The organism is Streptomyces sp. NPDC107581, assembly GCF_055657175.1.
Window position 1 is genome coordinate 395,145 of record NZ_JBVKBH010000005.1, and the last position, 18,821, is coordinate 413,965.

Genomic DNA, 18,821 nt, shown 5'->3' on the forward strand with positions numbered 1-18,821 from the left:
GTGCGGGGAGTTTCCTGGTCTTCCACCCGATTTCGGTCGCCATCGTAAAGATGTGCGGGTCACAGTTCAGCGAGCCGGGGGCCGGGCGTCAAGATCCGCAGAGCCTGCGGTGCCGTGACAAGAATCCGGCGCACGGCAGGCAACCCGGACGGCTTCGGAACCGTCCCCCGACGGGAGTGTCCGTCCGCACGCTCCCGAGGCGCCCGGTTCACGGCCAACGCACGGATACGGCCGTCCACTTCATGGAACAACTCCGGAACCTTCCGGATCCGATCACCAACTCGCGGGCGTGGCGCTGCCCGCCCTGTACGCCCGTTTCCCGGGCCTGGACCTGGCGGTGCCGGCGGCAGAGCTGCGCAGCAGGCCGGTGGTGACACAGAACGACCCGTTCGAGCTGCCGGTCCGGCTGAACGCCCGAGTTGACTTCGAGCGCGCTCCAAGTCATAGCGTCGCAGACATCCCGGCGCACGAGGGTCACCTCGGCCGCGGCCTTCCCCACGGGATGCCGTGCGGCCGGATCCGTCGCTAGATGGATGAGGGGCTTCGTGCGTTCGGAACGACGATCTAGTGTGCAGGAAAGGCTGGGACACCACATGCGACAGCGCAGTCTGCGGGACCTCCAGGTATCGGCCATCGGCCTCGGGTGCATGGGCATGTCCGCCTTCTACGGAACCACGGACCAGGACGAGGCCATCGCGACCATCCGGCACGCCCTGGACCTCGGCATCACCTTCCTCGACACCGCCCAGCTCTACGGCCCGCTCACCAACGAGTCGCTGGTCGGCGAGGCGGTCAGGGGCCACCGCGACGAGTATGTGATCGCCACCAAGTTCAATTTCCGGATGGACGACGCCGTACCGGGCGACATGAGCACGATCGGCCGGCAGGACGGCTCGGCCGAGCATGTCCGCAGCTCCGTCCTCGGCTCGCTGGAGCGCCTGGGCACCGACCACATCGACCTGTACTACCAGCACCGGGTCGACCCGGCCGTGCCCATCGAGGAGACGGTCGGCGCTCTCGCGGAACTGGTCGCCGAGGGCAAGGTGCGGCACATCGGGCTGAGCGAGGCGAGCGCGGAGACCATCCGGCGCGCCCACGCCGTCCACCCGGTCACCGCGGTGCAGAGCGAGTACTCGCTGTGGACGCGGGACGTGGAGGCCGAGGTGCTGCCCGCCTGCCGGGAGCTGGGCATCGGCTTCGTCCCGTACTCGCCGCTCGGCCGCGGTTTCCTCGCCGGGCGTTTCTCCTCCCCCGAGGAGCTGGACGCGAACGACTACCGCCGTAAGAGCCCGCGCTTCACCGACGCCAACATCGAGGCGAACCAGCGGCTGGCCGCGAAGGTGAAGGAGATCGCCGCGGAGAAGAGCGTGACCCCCGCCCAGCTGGCGATCGCCTGGGTGCTGGCCCAGGGCGAGGACCTGGTACCGATCCCGGGCACCAAGCGCCGCACGTACCTGGACCAGAACGCGGCCGCGGTCGACATCGAGCTGACCAAGGAGGACCTCGCCCGCATCGACGCCGAGCTGCCCGAGGCGTCCGGGGAGCGCTACGACGAGGCCGGGATGCGGGCGGTCAACCGCTAGCCGCGCCGGCCGCGGAGCCCCTGCCACCAGGACGCCGGGTGCGGGCTGCGGTCGGAACGCGTGCGCCCCGCGCGGGTGGCGGTCGGAACGCGTGCGCCGTGCATAGGTGACGGTCAGCAAGCGAGCGTTCGGCGCGGGTGGCGGTCGGGACGCGCCGTACCCGGGGGCGAGGGCCGGCGGCCGTGTGTTCAGGCCGCCGGTTCGCGGGCTGCGCGGGCCGCCGTGGCCAGGTCCAGGTCCGTGGTCTCCGGGGCCAGGAACTGGGAGACCAGGGCGCCTACGGCGAGCACGGCGGCGCCGGCGAAGAGGACGAAGCGGGCGCCGAAGCGGTCCAGGCCCATGGGCAGCAGGAACGTGCCGACCGCGGCGCCGACCCGGCTCATCGCGGTGGCGAAGCCGACGCCGGTGGCGCGCAGGGACGTCGGGAAGACCTCCAGCGGGTAGACGGCGGTGAGCGCGCTGGAGGCGGCGTTGAGGAAGATGAAGAACAGGAAGCCGCCGACGATGACCGGGGTGGAGGACGGCCACAGCGCGACCAGGGCCAGACAGCCGGCCGTGATCCAGAACGGCGGGATCAGCAGCCTGCGGCGGCCGATGCGGTCCACGACCAGGCAGCCCACGGTGACGCCGGCGACGGCCGTGAAGGAGTAGACGAGCAGCGCGGCGACCGCGTTGTCGCCCATGTGGAGAGCGTCGAAGACCTGGGTCCAGAAGGTGCCGATGGCGAAGTAGGGCAGGACGAGCGCGGCCCAGAAGACACTGGCAAAGACGGTGCTGCGCAGGTGGCGGCGGCTGAACAGGGCGCGGAATCCGGCGCGTTGGTCCTGGCCGGTCTCGTCCAGTTCGGCGGTGACGTCGATCTCTATGCCGTACTTGGCGATGAGGTGCTCTGCCTCCTCCCTGCGGCCCCTGCTCAGCAGCCAGCGGGCCGATTCGGGGATGCCGCCGCGCAGTGCCACGCACACCACGGCGATGGCCGCGCTGCTGGCCAGCGTCCAGCGCCAGCCGCCCTGGACGTCGGCGAAGACGGCCCCGACGACGGTGGCGAGCGCGTAGCCGACGTACCAGCTGATCTCCAGGCTGGCCAGCAGCCGGCCGCGGCCGTGCCGGGGCGCGTACTCGGAGAGCAGCGGGGCGCCGATGGCGTACTCGCCGCCGATGGCGATGCCCATGACCAGCCGGATCAGGAAGAGCTGGAGTCCGTCGGTGACGAAGAACTGGAGCACCGAGCCGATCAGGAAGATCAGCATGTCGGCGAGGAACACCGGGCGCCTGCCGAACCGGTCGGCGAGGCGGCCGAAGACCGGGCCGCCCACGAAGATGCCGATCAGCGGCGAGGCGCCGACCAGGCCCTCCATCACCGTGGACAGATGCAGGTCGGTGGTGAGTGCGGCCATCGCCATGCCGATGCCGCCGATGATGTAGCCGTCGATGCCCTCACCGATCTGGGTGGCGAGCTTCAGCTTGGTGTGCAGACGGCGGCGTTCGCGCAGGAGCGCGGGGGACGGCGGAACATCCGGCGTGTCGAACTGGTGTTCAGTCACGGGCGTCGTTGCCATGAGCGGTCCTTGTCTGGGGACGGGAGGTGCGGACGGGTCCGGGGGGACGTGGGTTCCGGGCGGACGTGCGGCAGGGGAACGTATGGTCCGGGAACGGGCGTTACGGGAACGGGCGGTCCGAGGGTCGTGCGGGTCAGTCGGTGGGCCAGTCCAGTGCGACGTACTGCGTCTCCAGGAACGCCTCGATGCCCTCGCGCCCGCCCTCCCGGCCGAGTCCGGACTGCTTGACACCGCCGAACGGGGCGGCCGGGTCGGACAGCAGGCCCCGGTTGAGGCCGACCATGCCCGCCTCCAGGCGTTCGGCCAGGCGCAGGGCACGGGCGACGTCACGGGAGTAGACGTAGGCGGCGAGTCCGTGGACGGTGGCGTTGGCTCGGTCGAGGACCTCGTCCTCGTCGGTGAAGGCGACGACGGGGGCCACCGGTCCGAAGACCTCCTCGTGCAGGATGCGGGCGTCGTCGGGGACGTCGGTGAGGACCGTCGCGGGGTGGTAGAAGCCGGGACCGTCGGGCACGGTGCCGCGCGCGGCGATCTTCGCGCCGCGGGCGAGGGCGTCGTCGACGAGGGAGCGGATCCTGTCGACGGCGGCCCGGTTGATCATCGGGCCGAGGGTGACACCGTCCGCGAGGCCGGGTCCGGTGCGCACGGCGGCCATCGCGGCGCCGAACTTCTCGGTGAACTCGGCGGCGACGCCGGCATGGACGTAGAACCGGTTGGCGGCGATGCAGACCTCGCCGCCGCCGCGCATCTTGGCGTCCATCGCGCCGCGTACGGCGGCGTCGACATCGGCGTCCGCGCAGACCACGAAAGGCGCGTTGCCACCCAGCTCCATCGTCACGTTGACGACGTTCGCCGCGGCCTGTTCCAGCAGGAGCCTGCCCGTGGCGGTGGAGCCCGTGAAGGAGAACTTGCGGACCCGTTCGTCGCCCAGCCAGGCGGAGACGACCTGGGGTGCGCGGTCGGTGGGCAGGACGTTCAGCAGGCCGCCCGGCAGTCCGGCCTCGGCGAGCAGGGCCGCCACCGCGAGCGCGGTGAGCGGGGCCTCGGGGGCCGGCTTGAGCAGGACGGGGCAGCCGGCCGCGAGGGCGGGGGCGATCTTGCGGGTGGCCATGGCGGCCGGGAAGTTCCAGGGCGTGACGAACGCGGTGACGCCGACCGGGTGCCGGCGTACGACGTGCCGGAAGCCGCCGCCGGGCGCGTCGGCGAAGGAGGAACCGATCCGCACGGCCTCCTCGGCGAACCAGCGGAAGAACTCGGCCGCGTAGCCGACCTCGGCGAGCGCGTCCCGGTGGGCCTTGCCGTTCTCCAGGACGATCAGCCGGGCGAGGATCTCGCGGTGTTCCCGCATCAGCCGGAAGGTGTCGTACAGGATCTCCGAGCGGCGCCGGGGCGGGGTGGCCCGCCAGCCGGCCCCGGCCCGCTCGGCGGCGGCCAGCGCCGCGCGGGCGTCGTCGGCGCCGGCCGCGCAGACCTGGCGCAGCGGCTCGCCGGTGGCCGGGTCGTACACGGGATAGGTCCGCCCGTCGGCGGCCGGGAGCCAGCGGCCGTCGAGGAACAGGTCACCGTCAGCGAGCGGGGCCTTGGCGAGGGCGTCGATGCCGGCGAGGTTCATGAGCTGCTCTTTTCTCCGTCCCGGACGGGGATCCCTTGGATGCGCGGTGAATTTACGAGCGCGTCATGGGGCCGACAAGTCCACTCCGGCGGATCGCAACGGGGGTTGCTGTGAGGGCAACTCCCCCTCGTGCGCGGCAGCGGCTCAGGTGAGCCGGGGACCTGGTGCGGCGATGCGCCGCGGCTCCCAGCCGAGCAGCACCGACACCCGGGCCGCCGCCCGGGCCGCCGTACGTCCGGCCTCGTCGAGGCGGTCGCCGAGACGGGACTTCGGTGCGGAGATGTTCAGGGCGGCGACGACCCGGCCACGGAAGTCCCGCACCGGTGCGGAGACACCGACCAGGCCCGCCTCGAACTCCTCGCTGACACGGGCGTATCCGAGCCGTCCGGCCTCCTGGATCAGCGCCCACAGCTCGGGCACCGGCAACTCGCTCGCCGTGCCGAACCGGACGTAGAGCTCGTCGGGTGTGGCGTCGGCCAGCAGGACGCGGCCCGCCGAGGTCTGCCAGGCGGGCACCCCGCGGCCCTCCCAGCCGTGCACGCGGAAGGAGTGCCCGGACACCGACAGCAGGGTGAGCACCTCGCGGTCGCTGAGCACACACAGATGGCTGGTCTCCTCCAGGTCCGCCGACAGGGCGTGCATGACGGGCTCGGCGACCCGGACCAGGCGGCTCTCGGAGGTGCGGGCGACGAGCGAGAACAGCCGCCAGCCCAGGCGGTACTCCAGGGTGTCGGGATCGCGTTCGACGATCCCCGCGGCGGCCAGGGCCTTCAGGGCGCGGGAGACCTGCGTCTTCTCCCGGCCCACCAGCTGGGCCAGGCGGACCACACCGAGGCCGCCGGCGTGCTGGGCCTCCTCGGAGGCGAGTGCCTCCAGCAGATCGATGTCCCGGCGCAGGCCGTGCCCGCGCGAGGCCGGGGATGTGTCCGTCACGCGCGCCATCCTAGGGGCCTGAAGCGGTGTGGGAACGCGCAGGTCAGGCACTGAGTTGCCAGGGGAGCAACCGGCATTTCGATTCCCGCTCCCGCCTTGCCCGGCGCTGCCGGCGGACCTAGATTCGCCGCATCGGGCCGGACGAACTGCGCGGAATGCGAGGTTCGTCCCGCTCTCCCTTCGCACCCCGTCTCCCCTAGGTCCAGGAGATCCCATGCCCTCCCCGGCCCCGGCCTCCCCCACCCACCCTGGCGAGGATCCCCCCACCCACCGTGCCGCGGATTCCCCCACTCACCCCCCCGGCTTCGCCGCCACCGCACTGATCGGCGAGTCCTTCGTCGGCGAGGGCCCGAACGCCGCGCACACGAACATCGTGATCGGCCGCAAGGGCGGCCCGGTCGAGACGGCCTGGGCGACCGCGCTGGCCACGCCCAGCGCCGGACACGTGCCGTTCATGACGGTCGTACGGCCGTCCGTGCCCGTGAAGCCGCTGACCCTGTTCGTCACCAAGGCCCCCGCCGGGAGCGACCTGCACGAGCGTGCCACCTGGGGCAGCGCGCAGGCCGGCCTGGCACAGGGCGTCCTGGACGCCGTCACGGAGGGCCTCGTCCCGGCCGAGGAGGCCGACGACGTGCTGATCATCGCCGCGGTGTGGGTCAACCCCGCGGTGCACGACCTCGACGCCTGCTTCACCAACCAGCGGGCCGCCGCGTACGGCGCGCTCCGCGCCGCCGTGACCGGTACACCGTCGGTGTCCGACGCCCTGGCCGCGGCAGCGCAGGGGCCGGCCAACCCGTTCTACACGCCGGACCCCCAGGTGCTCGCCGCCTCCGCGCCCGGGACGGTGGCGCGTTGAAGATCACCGACATCACGCTGGACCGGCTGCGCCTGGAGCTTGACCCGCCGTTCCGTGCGGCCTGGGATCCCGAGCCGCGCCGCCGCTTCGACGCCACGATCGTGCGCGTGCACACCGACGAGGGCATCACCGGCATCGGCTCCGGCGACCTCATGGACGGCTTCGACACCTACAAGCACCTCTTCGTCGGCGAGGACCCGCTCGACATCACCCGGCATGTGAAGGCCATCGAGACGGCGAACTTCCACGGCGCGTACTACTGGCCGCTGGAGGCGGCCCTGTGGGACGTCATCGGCCAGGTGCACGGCCGTCCCGTGGCCGAACTCTTCGGCAACGCGGCCAAGAAGCTGCCCGCCTACGCCTCCTCCGGGGAGCTGAAGTCCCCCGCCGAGCGGGTCGAGACCGCGCTGAAGGTGCGCGAGGCCGGCTTCCGCGCCCTGAAGATCCGGATCGACCGCAACCGCGTCGAGGACGGGATCGCGGCCGTCCGGGCCGTACGCGAGGAACTCGGCGACGACTTCGAGATCATGGTCGACCTCAACCAGTCCTGGCGGATGGCGGGCGACACCGCGCCCGCCTCCGACCTCGCCAGAACCCGCAGGATCGTCGCGAGGCTCGCCGAACTGGACGTCTTCTGGGTCGAGGAGCCACTGCCCTACGCCGACCTGGACGGCTTCAAACGGCTGCGCGCCGAGAACCCGGGCCTGCGCATCGCCGCCGGCGAGATGCACCACTCCCCCACCGAGCTGCTGCGCTACCTCGAACAGGACGCGCTCGACATCTACCAGATGGACGTGGTGCTCGCGATCGGCATGCACCGCGCCCGCACCCTGGCCGAACTGGCCCAGCTCAAGCACCGCCAGTTCACCCCGCACAGCTGGACGAACGGCATCGGGGTGCTCGCCAATCTGCACGTCGCGGCGGGCGTCGGCGGCGGCCCGTACTTCGAGTTCCCCTACGACCCGCCCGGCTGGACCCCCGAGCGCCGTGACTTCATGCTGGCCGAACCGCTGCGGGTCGACGCCGACGGGTGCCTGGAGGTGCCGGACCGGCCGGGGCTCGGCGTGCAGCTCGACGAGGACGCGATAGACCGCTGGAGGGTGAAGTGAGCGACACCACCGAGGAGTTCTGGGCCCGGACGTACGGCGAGTGGCGGGCCGCCGCCGACAAGCTCGTCCTCGACGCCCGGCCGTACATCGACGGCGCCTTCACGGACGCCGCCTCCGGTGAGGTCTTCGCGAGCGTCTCGCCGCGGGACGGCCAGGTGCTGACCGAGGTGCAGGCGGCCTCCGCCGAGGACGTCGACCGGGCCGTACGGTCCGCGCGCGCCGCCTTCGAGGACGGCCGCTGGCGGGATCTCGCACCGAAGGAGCGCAAGCGGATCCTGCTGCGCTGGGCGGAGCTGATCCGGGCGAACGCCGGGGAACTGGCCCTGCTCGACACGCTGGAGATGGGCAAGCCCATCACCGAGTCGCTGCGCGTGGACGTCGCCAAGGCCGCCGAGACCATCGCCTGGTACGCGGAGACGCTCGACAAGACCTACGACGAGGTGGCGCCCACCCCGGGCGACGCCCTCGCGCTGATCACCCGGGAGCCGCTGGGCGTCATCGGTGTGGTCGTGCCGTGGAACTACGCGCTGCTGATCGCCTCCTGGAAGCTGGGCCCCGCGCTCGCCACCGGCAACAGCGTGGTGGTGAAGCCGGCCGAGCAGACCTCCCTCGCCACGCTGCGGCTGGCCGCGCTCGCCACCGAGGCGGGGCTCCCGGCCGGGGTGCTGAACGTGGTGCCCGGACGGGGCGAGGTCGCCGGTCAGGCCCTGGGCCGGCACCGGGACGTCGACAAGATCGCCTTCACCGGCTCGGCCGAGGTCGCCCGGCTCTTCCAGGTGTATGCGGGCGAGTCCAACGGCAAGCAGGTCGCCGTCGAGGCGGGCGGCAAGTCGCCCCAGCTCGTGCTGCCCGACGCGGACATCGAGGCGGCGGCCTCCGCCGTGGCCTGGGGCATCTTCTACAACGCCGGACAGACGTGCAACGCGGGCTCGCGCGTCGTCGTGCACACCTCGGTCAAGGACGAACTCCTGGCCGCCGTACGCCGGATCACCACCGAGACCTTCCGCATCGGCGATCCGCTCGATCCGGCCACGGTGATGGGCCCGATCGTCGACGAGACCCAGCTCGCCCGGGTCCTCGGCTACATCGAGCGCGGCGTCCGGGACGGCGCCACCGTGCTGCTCGGCGGCGACCGCGTGCTGACCGGGACCGGGGGCAGCTATCTGGAGCCCACCGTGCTCGACGGGGTGGAGAACTCCTCCGTGGTCGGGCAGGAGGAGATCTTCGGTCCGGTGCTCGCGGTGGTGTCGTACGACGGCGACGACCCCGGCGAGGGCGTGCGGCTCGCGAACGAGAGCGACTTCGGGCTCGTCGCCTCCGTCTGGACACGGGACGTGACCGTGGCCCATCGCACGGCGAAGCGGCTGCGGGCCGGCACGGTCTGGATCAACACCTTCGACGCCAGCGACGTCATCACACCCTTCGGCGGCTTCAAGGCCACCGGTGCGGGCCGCGACAAGTCGCTGCACGCGCTGGACGCCTACACCGCGCTGAAGACCACGTGGATCAGCCTCGCCTGAACCACGCCCGCTTCGGCACCCGCCCTCACTCCCCTTCCCTTTCCCCTGCCTCCTACCTCCTTCTTCCTTTCTTCTCTTCTTCTTCCTGCTTCCTGCTTCCTGCTTCCGGCTTCCTTCTTCCCTTCGACTCGCAGCGAGGACAACGATGAGGATCGGCTTCATCGGCCTGGGCAACATGGGACGCCACATGGCCCGCCACCTGATCCACGCAGGACACCTGGTCACCGTGCACGACACCCGGCCCGAGGCCGCGGCCGAGCATCTCGCACTGGGCGCCCGCCGGGCCGACTCGCCCGCCGACTGCGCCCGGGACGCCGAGTTCCTGATCACCATGCTGCCCAACCCGCGCATCGTGGAGGACGTGCTGCTGCGCGGCGGGGCGGCGGCCGCCCTGCCCGAGGGCGCACTGTGGATCGACATGTCCACGTCGACGCCCGCGGCCGCCGCACGGGTGGCGGCCGAGGTGCTGGACGGGCGCGGAGTGCGCCGGCTCGACGCTCCGGTCAGCGGTATGGCCCGCGGTGCCGAGGCCGGGACGCTGCAGATCTTCGTCGGCGGCCCGGAGGACGACTTCCGGATCGCGTTGCCCGCGCTGGAGGCCATGGGCGATCCGGACCGCGTCCTGCACGTCGGTCCGCTCGGCGCCGGCTACACCGTGAAGCTGATGATCAACCTGTTGTGGTTCAGCCATCTCGTCGCCACCAGCGAGGTGCTCGCGATGGGGGTCAAGGCGGGCGTCGACCTGGGTGTGCTGCGCGCCTCCCTGCTGGCGTCACCGGCGGCGTCGAACTTCCTGGCGAACGACATCATGTGCGTGCTCGCCGACGGCGACTACGACGACTCCTTCGCCATGACCCTGGCCTGCAAGGACCTCGGGCTCGCCGTCGACCTGGGCCGCGACCTCGGTGTCGCCACGGAGCTGTCGGCGCTGGTCGAGCAGATCTACCGCCGCTCCAAGGCGCAGCACGGCGACCTCGCGGGCGAGATGAGCCCGGTCCGCCTCTACGAGGCGCTCGCGGGGCGGGAGTTCAGGCTGCCGGATCCGGCGGCCGCGCCGGCCGATGCGGCCCTCACGGCCTGAAGCCCCGCCTGCGTCACGGCCCACGGCACGGCCTGAAACACGGGTCTGCGGCACGGCCCGAGGCACACGGCCGAAAACATGGCCCGCAGCACGGCCCGAGGCACGCAGCCTGAAGCTCGGCCCGCAGCACGGCCCGAGGCGCACGGTCTGCAGCATGGCCTGACAACGGTCTCAAGCCCACACGACACTTCCAGGAGCCGCACACCCATGACCGACAGCCTCGCACCCGTGAGCATCGACACCGTCTGCCGCGTCGAGTTCGGCCCCGGCCGCATCGACCTGCTTCCCGAGCTGATCGCGGCCACCGGCCACCGGCGCGCCTTCCTCGTCACCGACCGGGGTCTGCGGGCCGCCGGTGTCGCAGAGCGCGTGCTGAAGATCTTCGACGCGGCGGGCGTGGAGCACACCGTGTACGACGAGGTGGCGCCCAACCCGTCCACCGGGAACGTCGACGCGGGCGCCGCCCGGGCCCGTGCCTTCGGCCCGGCCGTCGTCGTCGCGCTCGGCGGCGGCTCGGTGCTGGACGCCGCGAAGGGCATCTCCCTGCTGGTGGGCAATCCTGACGCGGCGGCCGCCGACGCGGACCGGCTCTGGGAGGCCGCCGACGGCCTGCCGCTCATCGCGGTCCCCACCACCTCGGGCACCGGCGCCGAGGCCAACGGTTTTGGTGTCATCGAGGACGCGGCGGCCTGCCGGAAGGTGTACATCGGCCATCCGTCGGTCAAGCCCCGCGTCGCCCTGCTCGACCCGGAGCTGACGCTCGGCCTGCCGCCGGCGGCGACCGCGGCGACCGGCATCGACGCGCTCGTCCACGGCATCGAGTCGCTCGCCTCGCGCGGCGCGAACCCGTTCTCCGTGGCCTGTGCCGTCCAGGCCGTCGGCATGGTCTCCCACGCCCTGCCGCTCGCCCACCGGGACGGGACGGACCTCGGCGCGCGGGCCGAACTGATGATGGGCGCGCATCTCGCCGGCCAGGCCCTGACCCTGTCCGGCCTGGGCCTCGTCCACGGCATCGGGCATGCGATCACGGCCCACACGGGCACCCCGCACGGTGTCGCCCTGGCCGCCGTGCTCGAGGAGGTCATGGAGTTCACGGCCCCCGCGGCGCAGGAGGCGTACGAGCGGGTGGCCCGGGCGATGCGCGTGGCCCCGCCCGCGGACGGCGACTGGGCGCGTGCGGCCGTGACGGCGGTACGGGAGCTGTCCGGTGCGCTGGACATCAAGCGTCCGTTGCGTGCCCTGGGCGCCGACCGTGCCCTGCTCCCGGCGATCGCCGCCGGCGCGGTCGCGGACGCGGTGACGAAGAACGCGCCACGCCTGCCGCGCGAGGGCGACGTACTGGACATCCTGACGCGCACCTATGAAGCGTCCTGAGACACGAGTACGAAGCGTCCTGAGACACGAGCGGTCCCGAGACCGAGGGTGCCCGGCCCCGGGCATCCCCTGCAGGGCGGGGTCGCCGCAGGGCGGGGTCGCCGCCCGGGCGGGGCCGTTGGTCGGGCGGGCCGTTGGTCGGGCGGGGCCGTTGGTCGCCGTTCCCGCTCTTCCGTATGCCGTATGCCCCGTCCGGGAGCACGCTGGTAGGCATGAGACTGCGGCAGAGGGTCGCGGGCGTGCAGCAACCGGGGCAGTCGACGCATGCACTGCTGCTGCTCCCGATCCTGCTCATCGTGGTGATCACCGTGGTGGACATCCGCTCCCCCGAGAGCATCCATCTGGGCCCGGCCCTGGTCATCGCCCCCGCGCTCACTCCGTCGTTCGCCGGGCCGCGGACCACGGCGTTCGTCGGGGCGCTCGCGATCGCCGCCCAGACACTGATCGCCTTCACTCACGGCGGGATCGGCACCTCGAACCACATCGTCCAGCTCATCACCCTCACCGTGCTCTCGGTGATGGTCGTGGTCTACAGCGCGGTGCGGGAGCGGCGCCAGGCCCAGCTGGCGCAGGTGCGCACGGTCGCCGAGGCCGCACAGCACGTGCTGATGTGGCCGCTGCCCGAGCAGATCGGCCCGCTGTGGATCGCCTCGCTCTATCTGGCCGCCGAGGACGAGGCGCAGATCGGCGGTGACCTGTACGCGGTGACCCAGTACGACGGCGGGGTGCGCGTGCTGATCGGAGACGTGCGCGGCAAGGGCCTGCCGGCCATCGGGGAGGCGGCACTGCTGCTCGGTGCGTTCCGGGAGAGCGCCCACCGGCACATCCCGCTGGACGGCCTGGCCACGTCGCTGGACCAGAGCATCAGCCGCTACGCGACCGAGCTGGAGACGCCGGAGGAGGCGGGCGAGCGCTTCGCCACCGCCCTGCTGGTGGAGATCCCCGACCAGGATCCGGTCACCCGGATGACCAGCTGCGGCCATCCCCCGCCGCTGCTGCTGAGCCCGGGGCACGCGGTCTCGGTGCCGAGCCTGCACCCCTCGCCGCCGCTCGGGGTGCAAGGGGGGTCCGAGCACACGATGGACGTGTTCTCCTTCGAGCCCGGTGACACCCTGCTGCTGTACACCGACGGTGTCATCGAGGCCCGGGACGCGCACCGCCGGTTCTATCCGCTGTCCGAGCGGGTCACGCGCTGGACGGACGACAGTCCGGAGGCGCTGATGCACCATGTGCGGCGCGACCTGCTCGCCCACGTGGGCGGCCGGCTGAACGACGACGCGGCGCTCATCGCGGTGCACCGCACCGCCGTCGACCACCGTCGCCATCACCACCACCATGGCCGGGGAGCCGGTACAGAGGGCCTCCGGCAGGACTCCGGGGCCCGGTCGCACACGGGGTGAGGGCCTGGAGAGGGTGAGCACCCGGGGCGGGAGAAGGCCGACGGCGGAGAAGGCCCGGGGAGGATGAGATTCCGGGCAGGGGCGCGGGCACGCGCAAGGCGAGGGCACGCGCAGGAGAGGTCCCGCTCGGGGTAGCCGGGGAGGTCCCGCACGGCGTACGCCGTACGCGCTCGGATGCGTTCGGACGCATGGCCGGCGGCGCACGGGTTGGCCACGGGCCCCGGACGGGAGTGTCCGTGCCCCGCACGTTCAACGGTCTTTGGCCCAATGTTTTGTCGTGGCGGTGGTCCGCCCCGGCCGGTCGTTGCGAGAATCTCGGGCGCCCCGAGAACAGGGAGGTGCGATGTCCGTACGACACCTGCTCGCCGGTCTGGCCCTGGTGCCGGCGCTCGTGTTACCCGCCACCGCGCAGGCGGCCCAGGGCGGCCCGCCCCGCGCCCGTTTCGATCTGCAGGCCCACCGCGGCGGCATCGGCATGACGACCGAGGAGTCGCTGGAGGGGTTCGGCAAGGCGATGCGGCTGGGGGTGTCCACGCTGGAGCTGGACACCCAGATCACCAAGGACCTGAAGGTGGTCGTCAACCACGACCGGCAGATCAGCGGCGTCAAGTGCCGCGACACCGGGCCGCTCACGCCCGGCGATCCTCAGTACCCGTATGCCGGCAAATACATCAAGGACCTGACGCTCGCCCAGATCAAGACCCTGGACTGCGGATACCAGCAACTGCCGGGCTTCCCGGACCAGGAGGTCGTCAAGGGCTTCCGCATGGCGGAGCTGAAGGACGTCCTGAACCTGGTCAAGAGCTACCACGCCCACCGGGTCAGGCTGAACATCGAGACCAAGGTCGAGGCGGGCTCGCCCGAACAGACCGCGCCGCGCGAGGTGTTCGTGCGCCGCGTGTACGAGGAGATCCACCGCTCGGGCATCGAGCGGCAGGTGACCATCGAGTCCTTCGACTGGGGGGCGCTGAAGGTGATGCACCGGCTGGCCCCCCGGTGGCCGCTGGTGGCCCTGACGAACTACGACTTCCTCGAGGTCGGCCGGCCCGGGGCGTCCCCGTGGCTCGGCGGGATCGACGCCGACGACTACGGCGGCGACTTCGTCCGGGCGGCCGCCACCCTCCCCGGGGTCACGACCCTCTCCCCCAACTACGGCTTCCCGCAGACCGGCAAGGTCGGCGACCCGGGCTTCCGCTTCTACTCGGACGCGGCGATGGTCGCCGAGGCACACGCCCGCGGCCTCAAGGTGGTCCCCTGGACCTGCGACGACCCGGCGACGGTGGAGGCGCTGATGGACTTCGGCGTCGACGGCGTCATCACCGACTACCCGGACCACGTACGGCAGATCATGGCCGGCCGGGGCATGCCACTGCCCCGGGCGTACCACCCGCACGGCCGGACGTGACGGCCCCGGACAGCCGCGAGCCCCGCCCCGAGTGGGGGCGGGGCGGGACTGCGCGCCCGTCAGCCGGTCAGACGGCCGGCTTGAGGTCTGTGATCTTCAGGGTCTTCAGGTCGGACTGGACGTCGATCCTGCTGACCTCGGCACTGGGGCCGTCGCCCCAGGTGAGCGTGACCCTGCTGGTGGCGTGACCCGCGCCGGAGCCGGTGTGGTCGACCTTCCACTTCACCGGCACGTTCTGCGCGAACAGAATGCCGTCGGCGTGGTTCTTCGCCTCGAACGCGGCGACCTTCTTCTGGGCCGCGGCGGTCAGGTAGAAGCCGCGCAGCGCCTTGGCGGCGCCCGAGGCCGACGGGTCGTCGGTGGCCCAGACGGCGTCGATGTAGGCGCCGTAGAAATCGGCCACGTGCTGGGTGGCGTTGCGCGGGTCGCCCTGAGCGGAGGACACGGCGGCGGCACGGGTGGTGTGGCTCGTGCCGGTGCCGGCGAGGGCGGGCGTGACGGCGGCGAGGGTGAGGCCGGCGGTGAGGGCGACGGCGGTCACCAGGGTCTTGCGATGACGGACGGACATATGGCTCATTCCCCCGGTTTCTTCGCGACCGGGTTGATCCCGGCCTTCTACGGACCTTAAGACCGGCTTTCTCTCCGCCCGGTTCCGCTGCTTACCGCTTTCTTTTTCGCCAATTCCGGGCACCTGGCACCACCGCAAAGGTTGTGCCGAATTCCGGACCGATTCCCTGTCTTTTCGGCCAGATCCGTTCAGGCTGCCGGCGGATTCCGGGCTTCGACCAGCCGGGCCAGACGGTCCAGGGCCATGCGGGTGCCCGTTCGTTGTCCGCCGGCGGATGTCGTCGGGGATGCCCTCGTGCAGGATCTCGACGTCGGTGGCACCGTCGTGCGTCAACCTGCCGGCGCCGCCCGGGCCGTCGCGGGTGAGGGAGATCAGAAAGGGGGCCCGGCCCGTCGTACGGCACGAACGGGGCCGGGGTCCGGGAGGTGGTGGACGGACCCCGGCCCCGGGCCGGTCACGGCATGCGGGCCACCGCGCCGTACATCGCGATGTCCTCGTCGCGGACGTCCTTGTCACCGGTGCCGTCGGGGTGCCACTTGTGCACCTGGACGATGCCCGGTTCGACCAGGTCCAGGCCCGCGAAGAACTCGTGGGCCTCGTCGATGGTGCGCAGCCGCATCGGCATGTTGCGGGCCGCGTACTCGCGGGCGACCCGGCCCACCTCCTCGGGAGCGAATTCCGCGGTGCCGATGGACATCGCCAGGCAGCTCCCCGAGGGGAGCGGCTCCAGCAGCCGGCGCACGACACCGACCGCGTCGTCCGCGTCGAGCATGAAGTGGACGATCGCGATGACGGTGAGGGCGACGGGCCTGCTCAGGTCGAGGGTCCCGCGCAGTTCCGGGGCCTGGAGGATGGCCGCCGGGTCACGGAAGTCGGCCTCGATGTACGAGGTCCGGCCCTCGGGCGCGCTGGCGAGCAGGCCCTGGGAGAGGGTGAGGACGATGGGGTCGTTGTCGACGTACACGACCCGGGACTCCGGGGCCACCGCCTGGGCGATCTCGTGCAGGTTGGGCGAGGTCGGGATTCCGGTGCCGATGTCCAGGAACTGGCGCATGCCCGCCTCCTCGGCGAGCCAGCGCACGGCGCGGTTCATGAAGTCGCGGTTGGCGCGCATGTGGACCGGGAGGGCGGGCCACTCCCGGGACATGGCGTCGCCCGCCTCCCGGTCGGCGGGGTAGTAGTCCTTCCCGCCGAGGATGTAGTCGTAGATGCGGGCGGAGTGGGCGTTCTCGGTGTCGATGCGGTCGGCCGGCCATCCGTTGTCGGGCAACGCCGTGTCTCCCTTGCGGGTCGGGGGGTGTGGACTTGCGTCAGGAAACGGGCACGGGCACGGTCACAGCTCCTTGCGGATCGCGCCGAGCAGGGACTCGGTCTTCCTGGCGGGGGCCGCCTGCGCGCCGAGCCGGTCCAGCGCCTCTCGGTACACCACGACGTCGTCGCCCTTGTCGAGGTAGACGGCGCCGACCAGACCGTTGAGGTAGACGATGTCGGGCAGTTCGCGGGCCCGGAAGCGGAAGAGGTGGTACGCGCCCGCCCGCATCGCCGGGTGCGGGCCGTTGGCGAACGGCATGAGCTGCACGGTCACCTGGGGCAGCCGGTTCAGCTCGATGAGGTGGCCGATCTGCGCGCGCATCACCCCGGGGCCGCCGACCGGCCAGCGCAGCACGGTCTCGTCCATGACGACCCACAGCCGCGGCGGCCCGTTGCGGGCCAGCAGTTCCTGGCGGCGCATGCGCAGCGCGACGCGCCGTTCGGTCGCCCCGGCCGAGGCGTGCGGATTGCCCGCGCCCAGCAGGGCACGCGCGTAGTCCTCGGTCTGCAGCAGACCGTGCACGAACTGGTTCTCGTACGCCCTGATCTGCAGGGCCGCCTGCTCCAGGCTGAGGTAGGCGGCGAACCAGTCGGGCATCACGTCGCGGTAGGTGTGCCACCAGCCGCGCTTGTTGGCCTCGCGCACCGACTGCAGGAAGGTGTCGATCTCCTGCCGGTCGCTCACGCCGTAGACCTGGAGGAGTTTCTCGGCGTCCGCAAGGCGCAGCCGGGCGACCTTGGCGGCCTCCATGCGGCGGATCGTGGAGTGGCTGACGCCGATGGCCGCGCCCGCCTGCTCGAAGGTCAGGCCGGCCCGGGTCCGCGCCTCCTCCAGCTGTCTGCCGAGGATCATGCGCAGCACGGAAGGGGCACCGCCCCAGTCGGTCTCCGTGGTCACGCCCCACCCCCTCGCCCGGGCTTCAGGGTCACGGTCTCACGCGATCGCCCACTCGGACCCGTTCGATCACTTCTTGACGCAAGCAGCCTGCACATGGCCACTTGCAATTTTCAACTTGCCGGTTGCGGGCGGTTGTTGGCGGGTGCCACAGTGGACTCACTGCTCCGACTGACCGAAGGAGCAGGCGGCGCCGTCCAGTCGGGGGAGACCGGGCTGCACCACGGCCTCGCGGGAGGCGGTGTGTCGTCTGCTCTCCGAAGCGGCCGGCTCGTCCGACACGGGCACCCCTGTGACGCGAGGCCGCACGAAAGGCGTACGGCGATGGCACCGCCCTCCTCTCTCCCCCGACCGCTCCACCGGCTGCCCGAGGACCGGACTCCCGGCCGGCCGGCCCCCGGTCCGTCCCCGCTGCGGCTGCCTCCCGTCGGGCTTCCGGCCCGCCTGCCGGACGTCCCGGAGCCCGCGCACCGGCCGGCGGAGGCCGCCGGCGCCCCGAGACCACCCGGAGGCGAGCACCTGGGTCGACTCCCTGGGCCCGACGGCCCCGATCCGCTCGCCTCCGGGGCCGCCCTTCCCGGCCTCTCCGCCGCCTTCGAACTGCCGCCGCTGCCGGCCGTGGTCGGCACGGCCCGCCGCGTGGTGCACGACCTGCTGGCCGCCTGGGGCGTCGGCGAGAGCGCCCGGGACGACGCGGTCCTCATGACCTCGGAACTGGTCACGAACGCGCTGGTGCACGCGGCCGGCGAACGGATCGTGTGCCGGGTGCACCGGGCCGCGCACCGGGTGCGCATCGAGGTCGAGGACCAGAACCAGGGGCCCGCCCGTCCGGTCCCCCGGTGCGCCGGGCCCGACGACCAGAACGGGCGCGGCCTCTTCCTCGTCGACGCGTTGAGCGCCGACTGGGGCGTGTCGGTCGCGGCCGGACGGCCGGCGCGTGTCGTCTGGGCGGAACTGACGACACAACCCGACGCCCCGGACCCGTCCGCTCCCTCACCGGCTGCTCCCCCACCGGCTGCTCCTCTGCCAACAGCTCCCCTGCCGGCCGCACCCGGACCCGCACCCGCACCCGCACCGGCACCGGCACCGGCACCGGCACCGGCACCGGCCACCCCCCTCCCACGGACCGCACCCCACTCGTCCGAAGGAGCCCCAGCCCATGTCCCTGGCCACGCCCAGCCCCGACCTGGCCGCCGACCCGTCCTGGACCCGGACCCGCCCGAAACCGGGACCGGATGACCCGGCCACCGCTCGGCGGGTACGAGCCTTCTGAAGAGATGCCGGCCGCCGGAGGGTCCCGGCGGGGCCGCACCGGCGGATGGCTGCGGACGGCCGGGCCGGGCCGGGACCCGGCGCCGTGGCGAGGAGCCCGGCCGCGCGACCGGCACTCACACGCTGCGTGCACGCAGACCTCCGCCCCGCCCGCACCCCCGGTGGATTCACCTCCGATGCGAGCCGTTCGCGTCCGCCGGCGGTCCGGTGTCCCCGACACGGGCTCGGCGTCCGCTGCGCAGCGTGACACCGGGCGGCGGCACGGGCCGTTCGCGCCCGGCCCCGACGCCCCGCTCTTCCCGTTCCGTGTGCGCAGGGCCGGCCTCGGCTATGCCGCAGGCCC

The 18,821-nt window shown here is 72.3% G+C and carries 15 protein-coding genes and 1 pseudogene; 10 read left to right on the forward strand and 6 right to left on the reverse strand.

Annotated elements, in window-relative coordinates:
• Positions 1 to 280: 280 nt before the first annotated feature.
• Together ACZ7P3_RS15085 and ACZ7P3_RS15090 are read left to right on the forward strand one after the other, a co-directional pair.
• Positions 281 to 409: pseudogene (locus ACZ7P3_RS15085) on the forward strand (cytochrome P450); the annotation flags it as partial.
• Positions 410 to 593: 184 nt separating this feature from the next.
• A complete protein-coding gene (locus ACZ7P3_RS15090; protein ID WP_472081582.1) occupies positions 594 to 1,583 on the forward strand; it encodes an aldo/keto reductase in 990 nt (329 codons plus the stop codon).
• 188 nt (positions 1,584 to 1,771) lie between these two features.
• On the opposite strand, the gene ACZ7P3_RS15095 is transcribed toward ACZ7P3_RS15090, so the two are convergent.
• From ACZ7P3_RS15095 to ACZ7P3_RS15105, 3 genes are all read right to left on the reverse strand, one after another.
• On the reverse strand, positions 1,772 to 3,142 hold the full coding sequence (locus ACZ7P3_RS15095; protein WP_472081584.1) for an MFS transporter: 1,371 nt from the start codon (positions 3,140 to 3,142) through the stop codon (positions 1,772 to 1,774).
• A gap of 133 nt (positions 3,143 to 3,275) precedes the next feature.
• Entirely contained in the window at positions 3,276 to 4,754 is a 1,479-nt protein-coding gene (locus ACZ7P3_RS15100) for an NAD-dependent succinate-semialdehyde dehydrogenase (protein ID WP_472081586.1), read from the reverse strand.
• Between the two features lie 144 nt (positions 4,755 to 4,898).
• Positions 4,899 to 5,696 (reverse strand): IclR family transcriptional regulator, encoded by a 798-nt coding sequence (locus ACZ7P3_RS15105; protein ID WP_472081588.1) that lies wholly within the window; start codon positions 5,694 to 5,696, stop codon positions 4,899 to 4,901.
• A 205-nt stretch (positions 5,697 to 5,901) separates the two neighbouring features.
• Between ACZ7P3_RS15105 and fae the strand changes: the two genes are divergently transcribed.
• The 7 genes from fae (at position 5,902) to ACZ7P3_RS15140 (ending at position 14,432) form a co-directional block, all read left to right on the forward strand.
• Positions 5,902 to 6,543, forward strand: a complete 642-nt coding sequence (gene fae, locus ACZ7P3_RS15110; protein WP_472081590.1) for a formaldehyde-activating enzyme — start codon at positions 5,902 to 5,904, stop codon at positions 6,541 to 6,543.
• A complete protein-coding gene (locus tag ACZ7P3_RS15115) occupies positions 6,540 to 7,652 on the forward strand; it encodes a mandelate racemase/muconate lactonizing enzyme family protein (protein ID WP_472081592.1) in 1,113 nt (370 codons plus the stop codon). The genes fae and ACZ7P3_RS15115 overlap by 4 nt, the downstream gene beginning before the upstream one ends.
• Positions 7,649 to 9,172 (forward strand): aldehyde dehydrogenase, encoded by a 1,524-nt coding sequence (locus tag ACZ7P3_RS15120; RefSeq protein WP_472081594.1) that lies wholly within the window; start codon positions 7,649 to 7,651, stop codon positions 9,170 to 9,172. Before ACZ7P3_RS15115 ends, ACZ7P3_RS15120 begins: the two co-directional genes overlap by 4 nt.
• Positions 9,173 to 9,317: 145 nt before the next feature.
• A complete protein-coding gene (locus ACZ7P3_RS15125; RefSeq protein ID WP_472081596.1) occupies positions 9,318 to 10,253 on the forward strand; it encodes an NAD(P)-dependent oxidoreductase in 936 nt (311 codons plus the stop codon).
• Between the two features lie 207 nt (positions 10,254 to 10,460).
• A complete protein-coding gene (locus ACZ7P3_RS15130) occupies positions 10,461 to 11,627 on the forward strand; it encodes an iron-containing alcohol dehydrogenase (protein ID WP_472081598.1) in 1,167 nt (388 codons plus the stop codon).
• 212 nt (positions 11,628 to 11,839) lie between these two features.
• A complete protein-coding gene (locus ACZ7P3_RS15135; protein ID WP_472081600.1) occupies positions 11,840 to 13,027 on the forward strand; it encodes a PP2C family protein-serine/threonine phosphatase in 1,188 nt (395 codons plus the stop codon).
• 343 nt (positions 13,028 to 13,370) lie between these two features.
• A complete protein-coding gene (locus tag ACZ7P3_RS15140; protein WP_472081602.1) occupies positions 13,371 to 14,432 on the forward strand; it encodes a glycerophosphodiester phosphodiesterase family protein in 1,062 nt (353 codons plus the stop codon).
• 67 nt (positions 14,433 to 14,499) lie between these two features.
• Here ACZ7P3_RS15140 and ACZ7P3_RS15145 read toward each other — a convergent pair whose 3' ends face one another.
• The 3 genes from ACZ7P3_RS15145 to ACZ7P3_RS15155 form a co-directional block, all read right to left on the reverse strand.
• Positions 14,500 to 15,000: a hypothetical protein gene (locus ACZ7P3_RS15145; RefSeq protein WP_472081604.1), complete on the reverse strand. Its 501-nt coding sequence runs from the start codon at positions 14,998 to 15,000 to the stop codon at positions 14,500 to 14,502.
• A 454-nt stretch (positions 15,001 to 15,454) separates the two neighbouring features.
• Positions 15,455 to 16,270, reverse strand: coding sequence for an SAM-dependent methyltransferase (locus tag ACZ7P3_RS15150; protein WP_472081606.1), 816 nt, complete (start codon positions 16,268 to 16,270; stop codon positions 15,455 to 15,457).
• A 63-nt stretch (positions 16,271 to 16,333) separates the two neighbouring features.
• Positions 16,334 to 17,209 (reverse strand): helix-turn-helix domain-containing protein, encoded by an 876-nt coding sequence (locus ACZ7P3_RS15155; RefSeq protein ID WP_472081607.1) that lies wholly within the window; start codon positions 17,207 to 17,209, stop codon positions 16,334 to 16,336.
• Between the two features lie 321 nt (positions 17,210 to 17,530).
• On the opposite strand from ACZ7P3_RS15155, the gene ACZ7P3_RS15160 reads away from it, so the two are divergent.
• Positions 17,531 to 18,445: an ATP-binding protein gene (locus tag ACZ7P3_RS15160; RefSeq protein WP_472081609.1), complete on the forward strand. Its 915-nt coding sequence runs from the start codon at positions 17,531 to 17,533 to the stop codon at positions 18,443 to 18,445.
• The last annotated feature ends 376 nt before the right edge of the window (positions 18,446 to 18,821 follow it).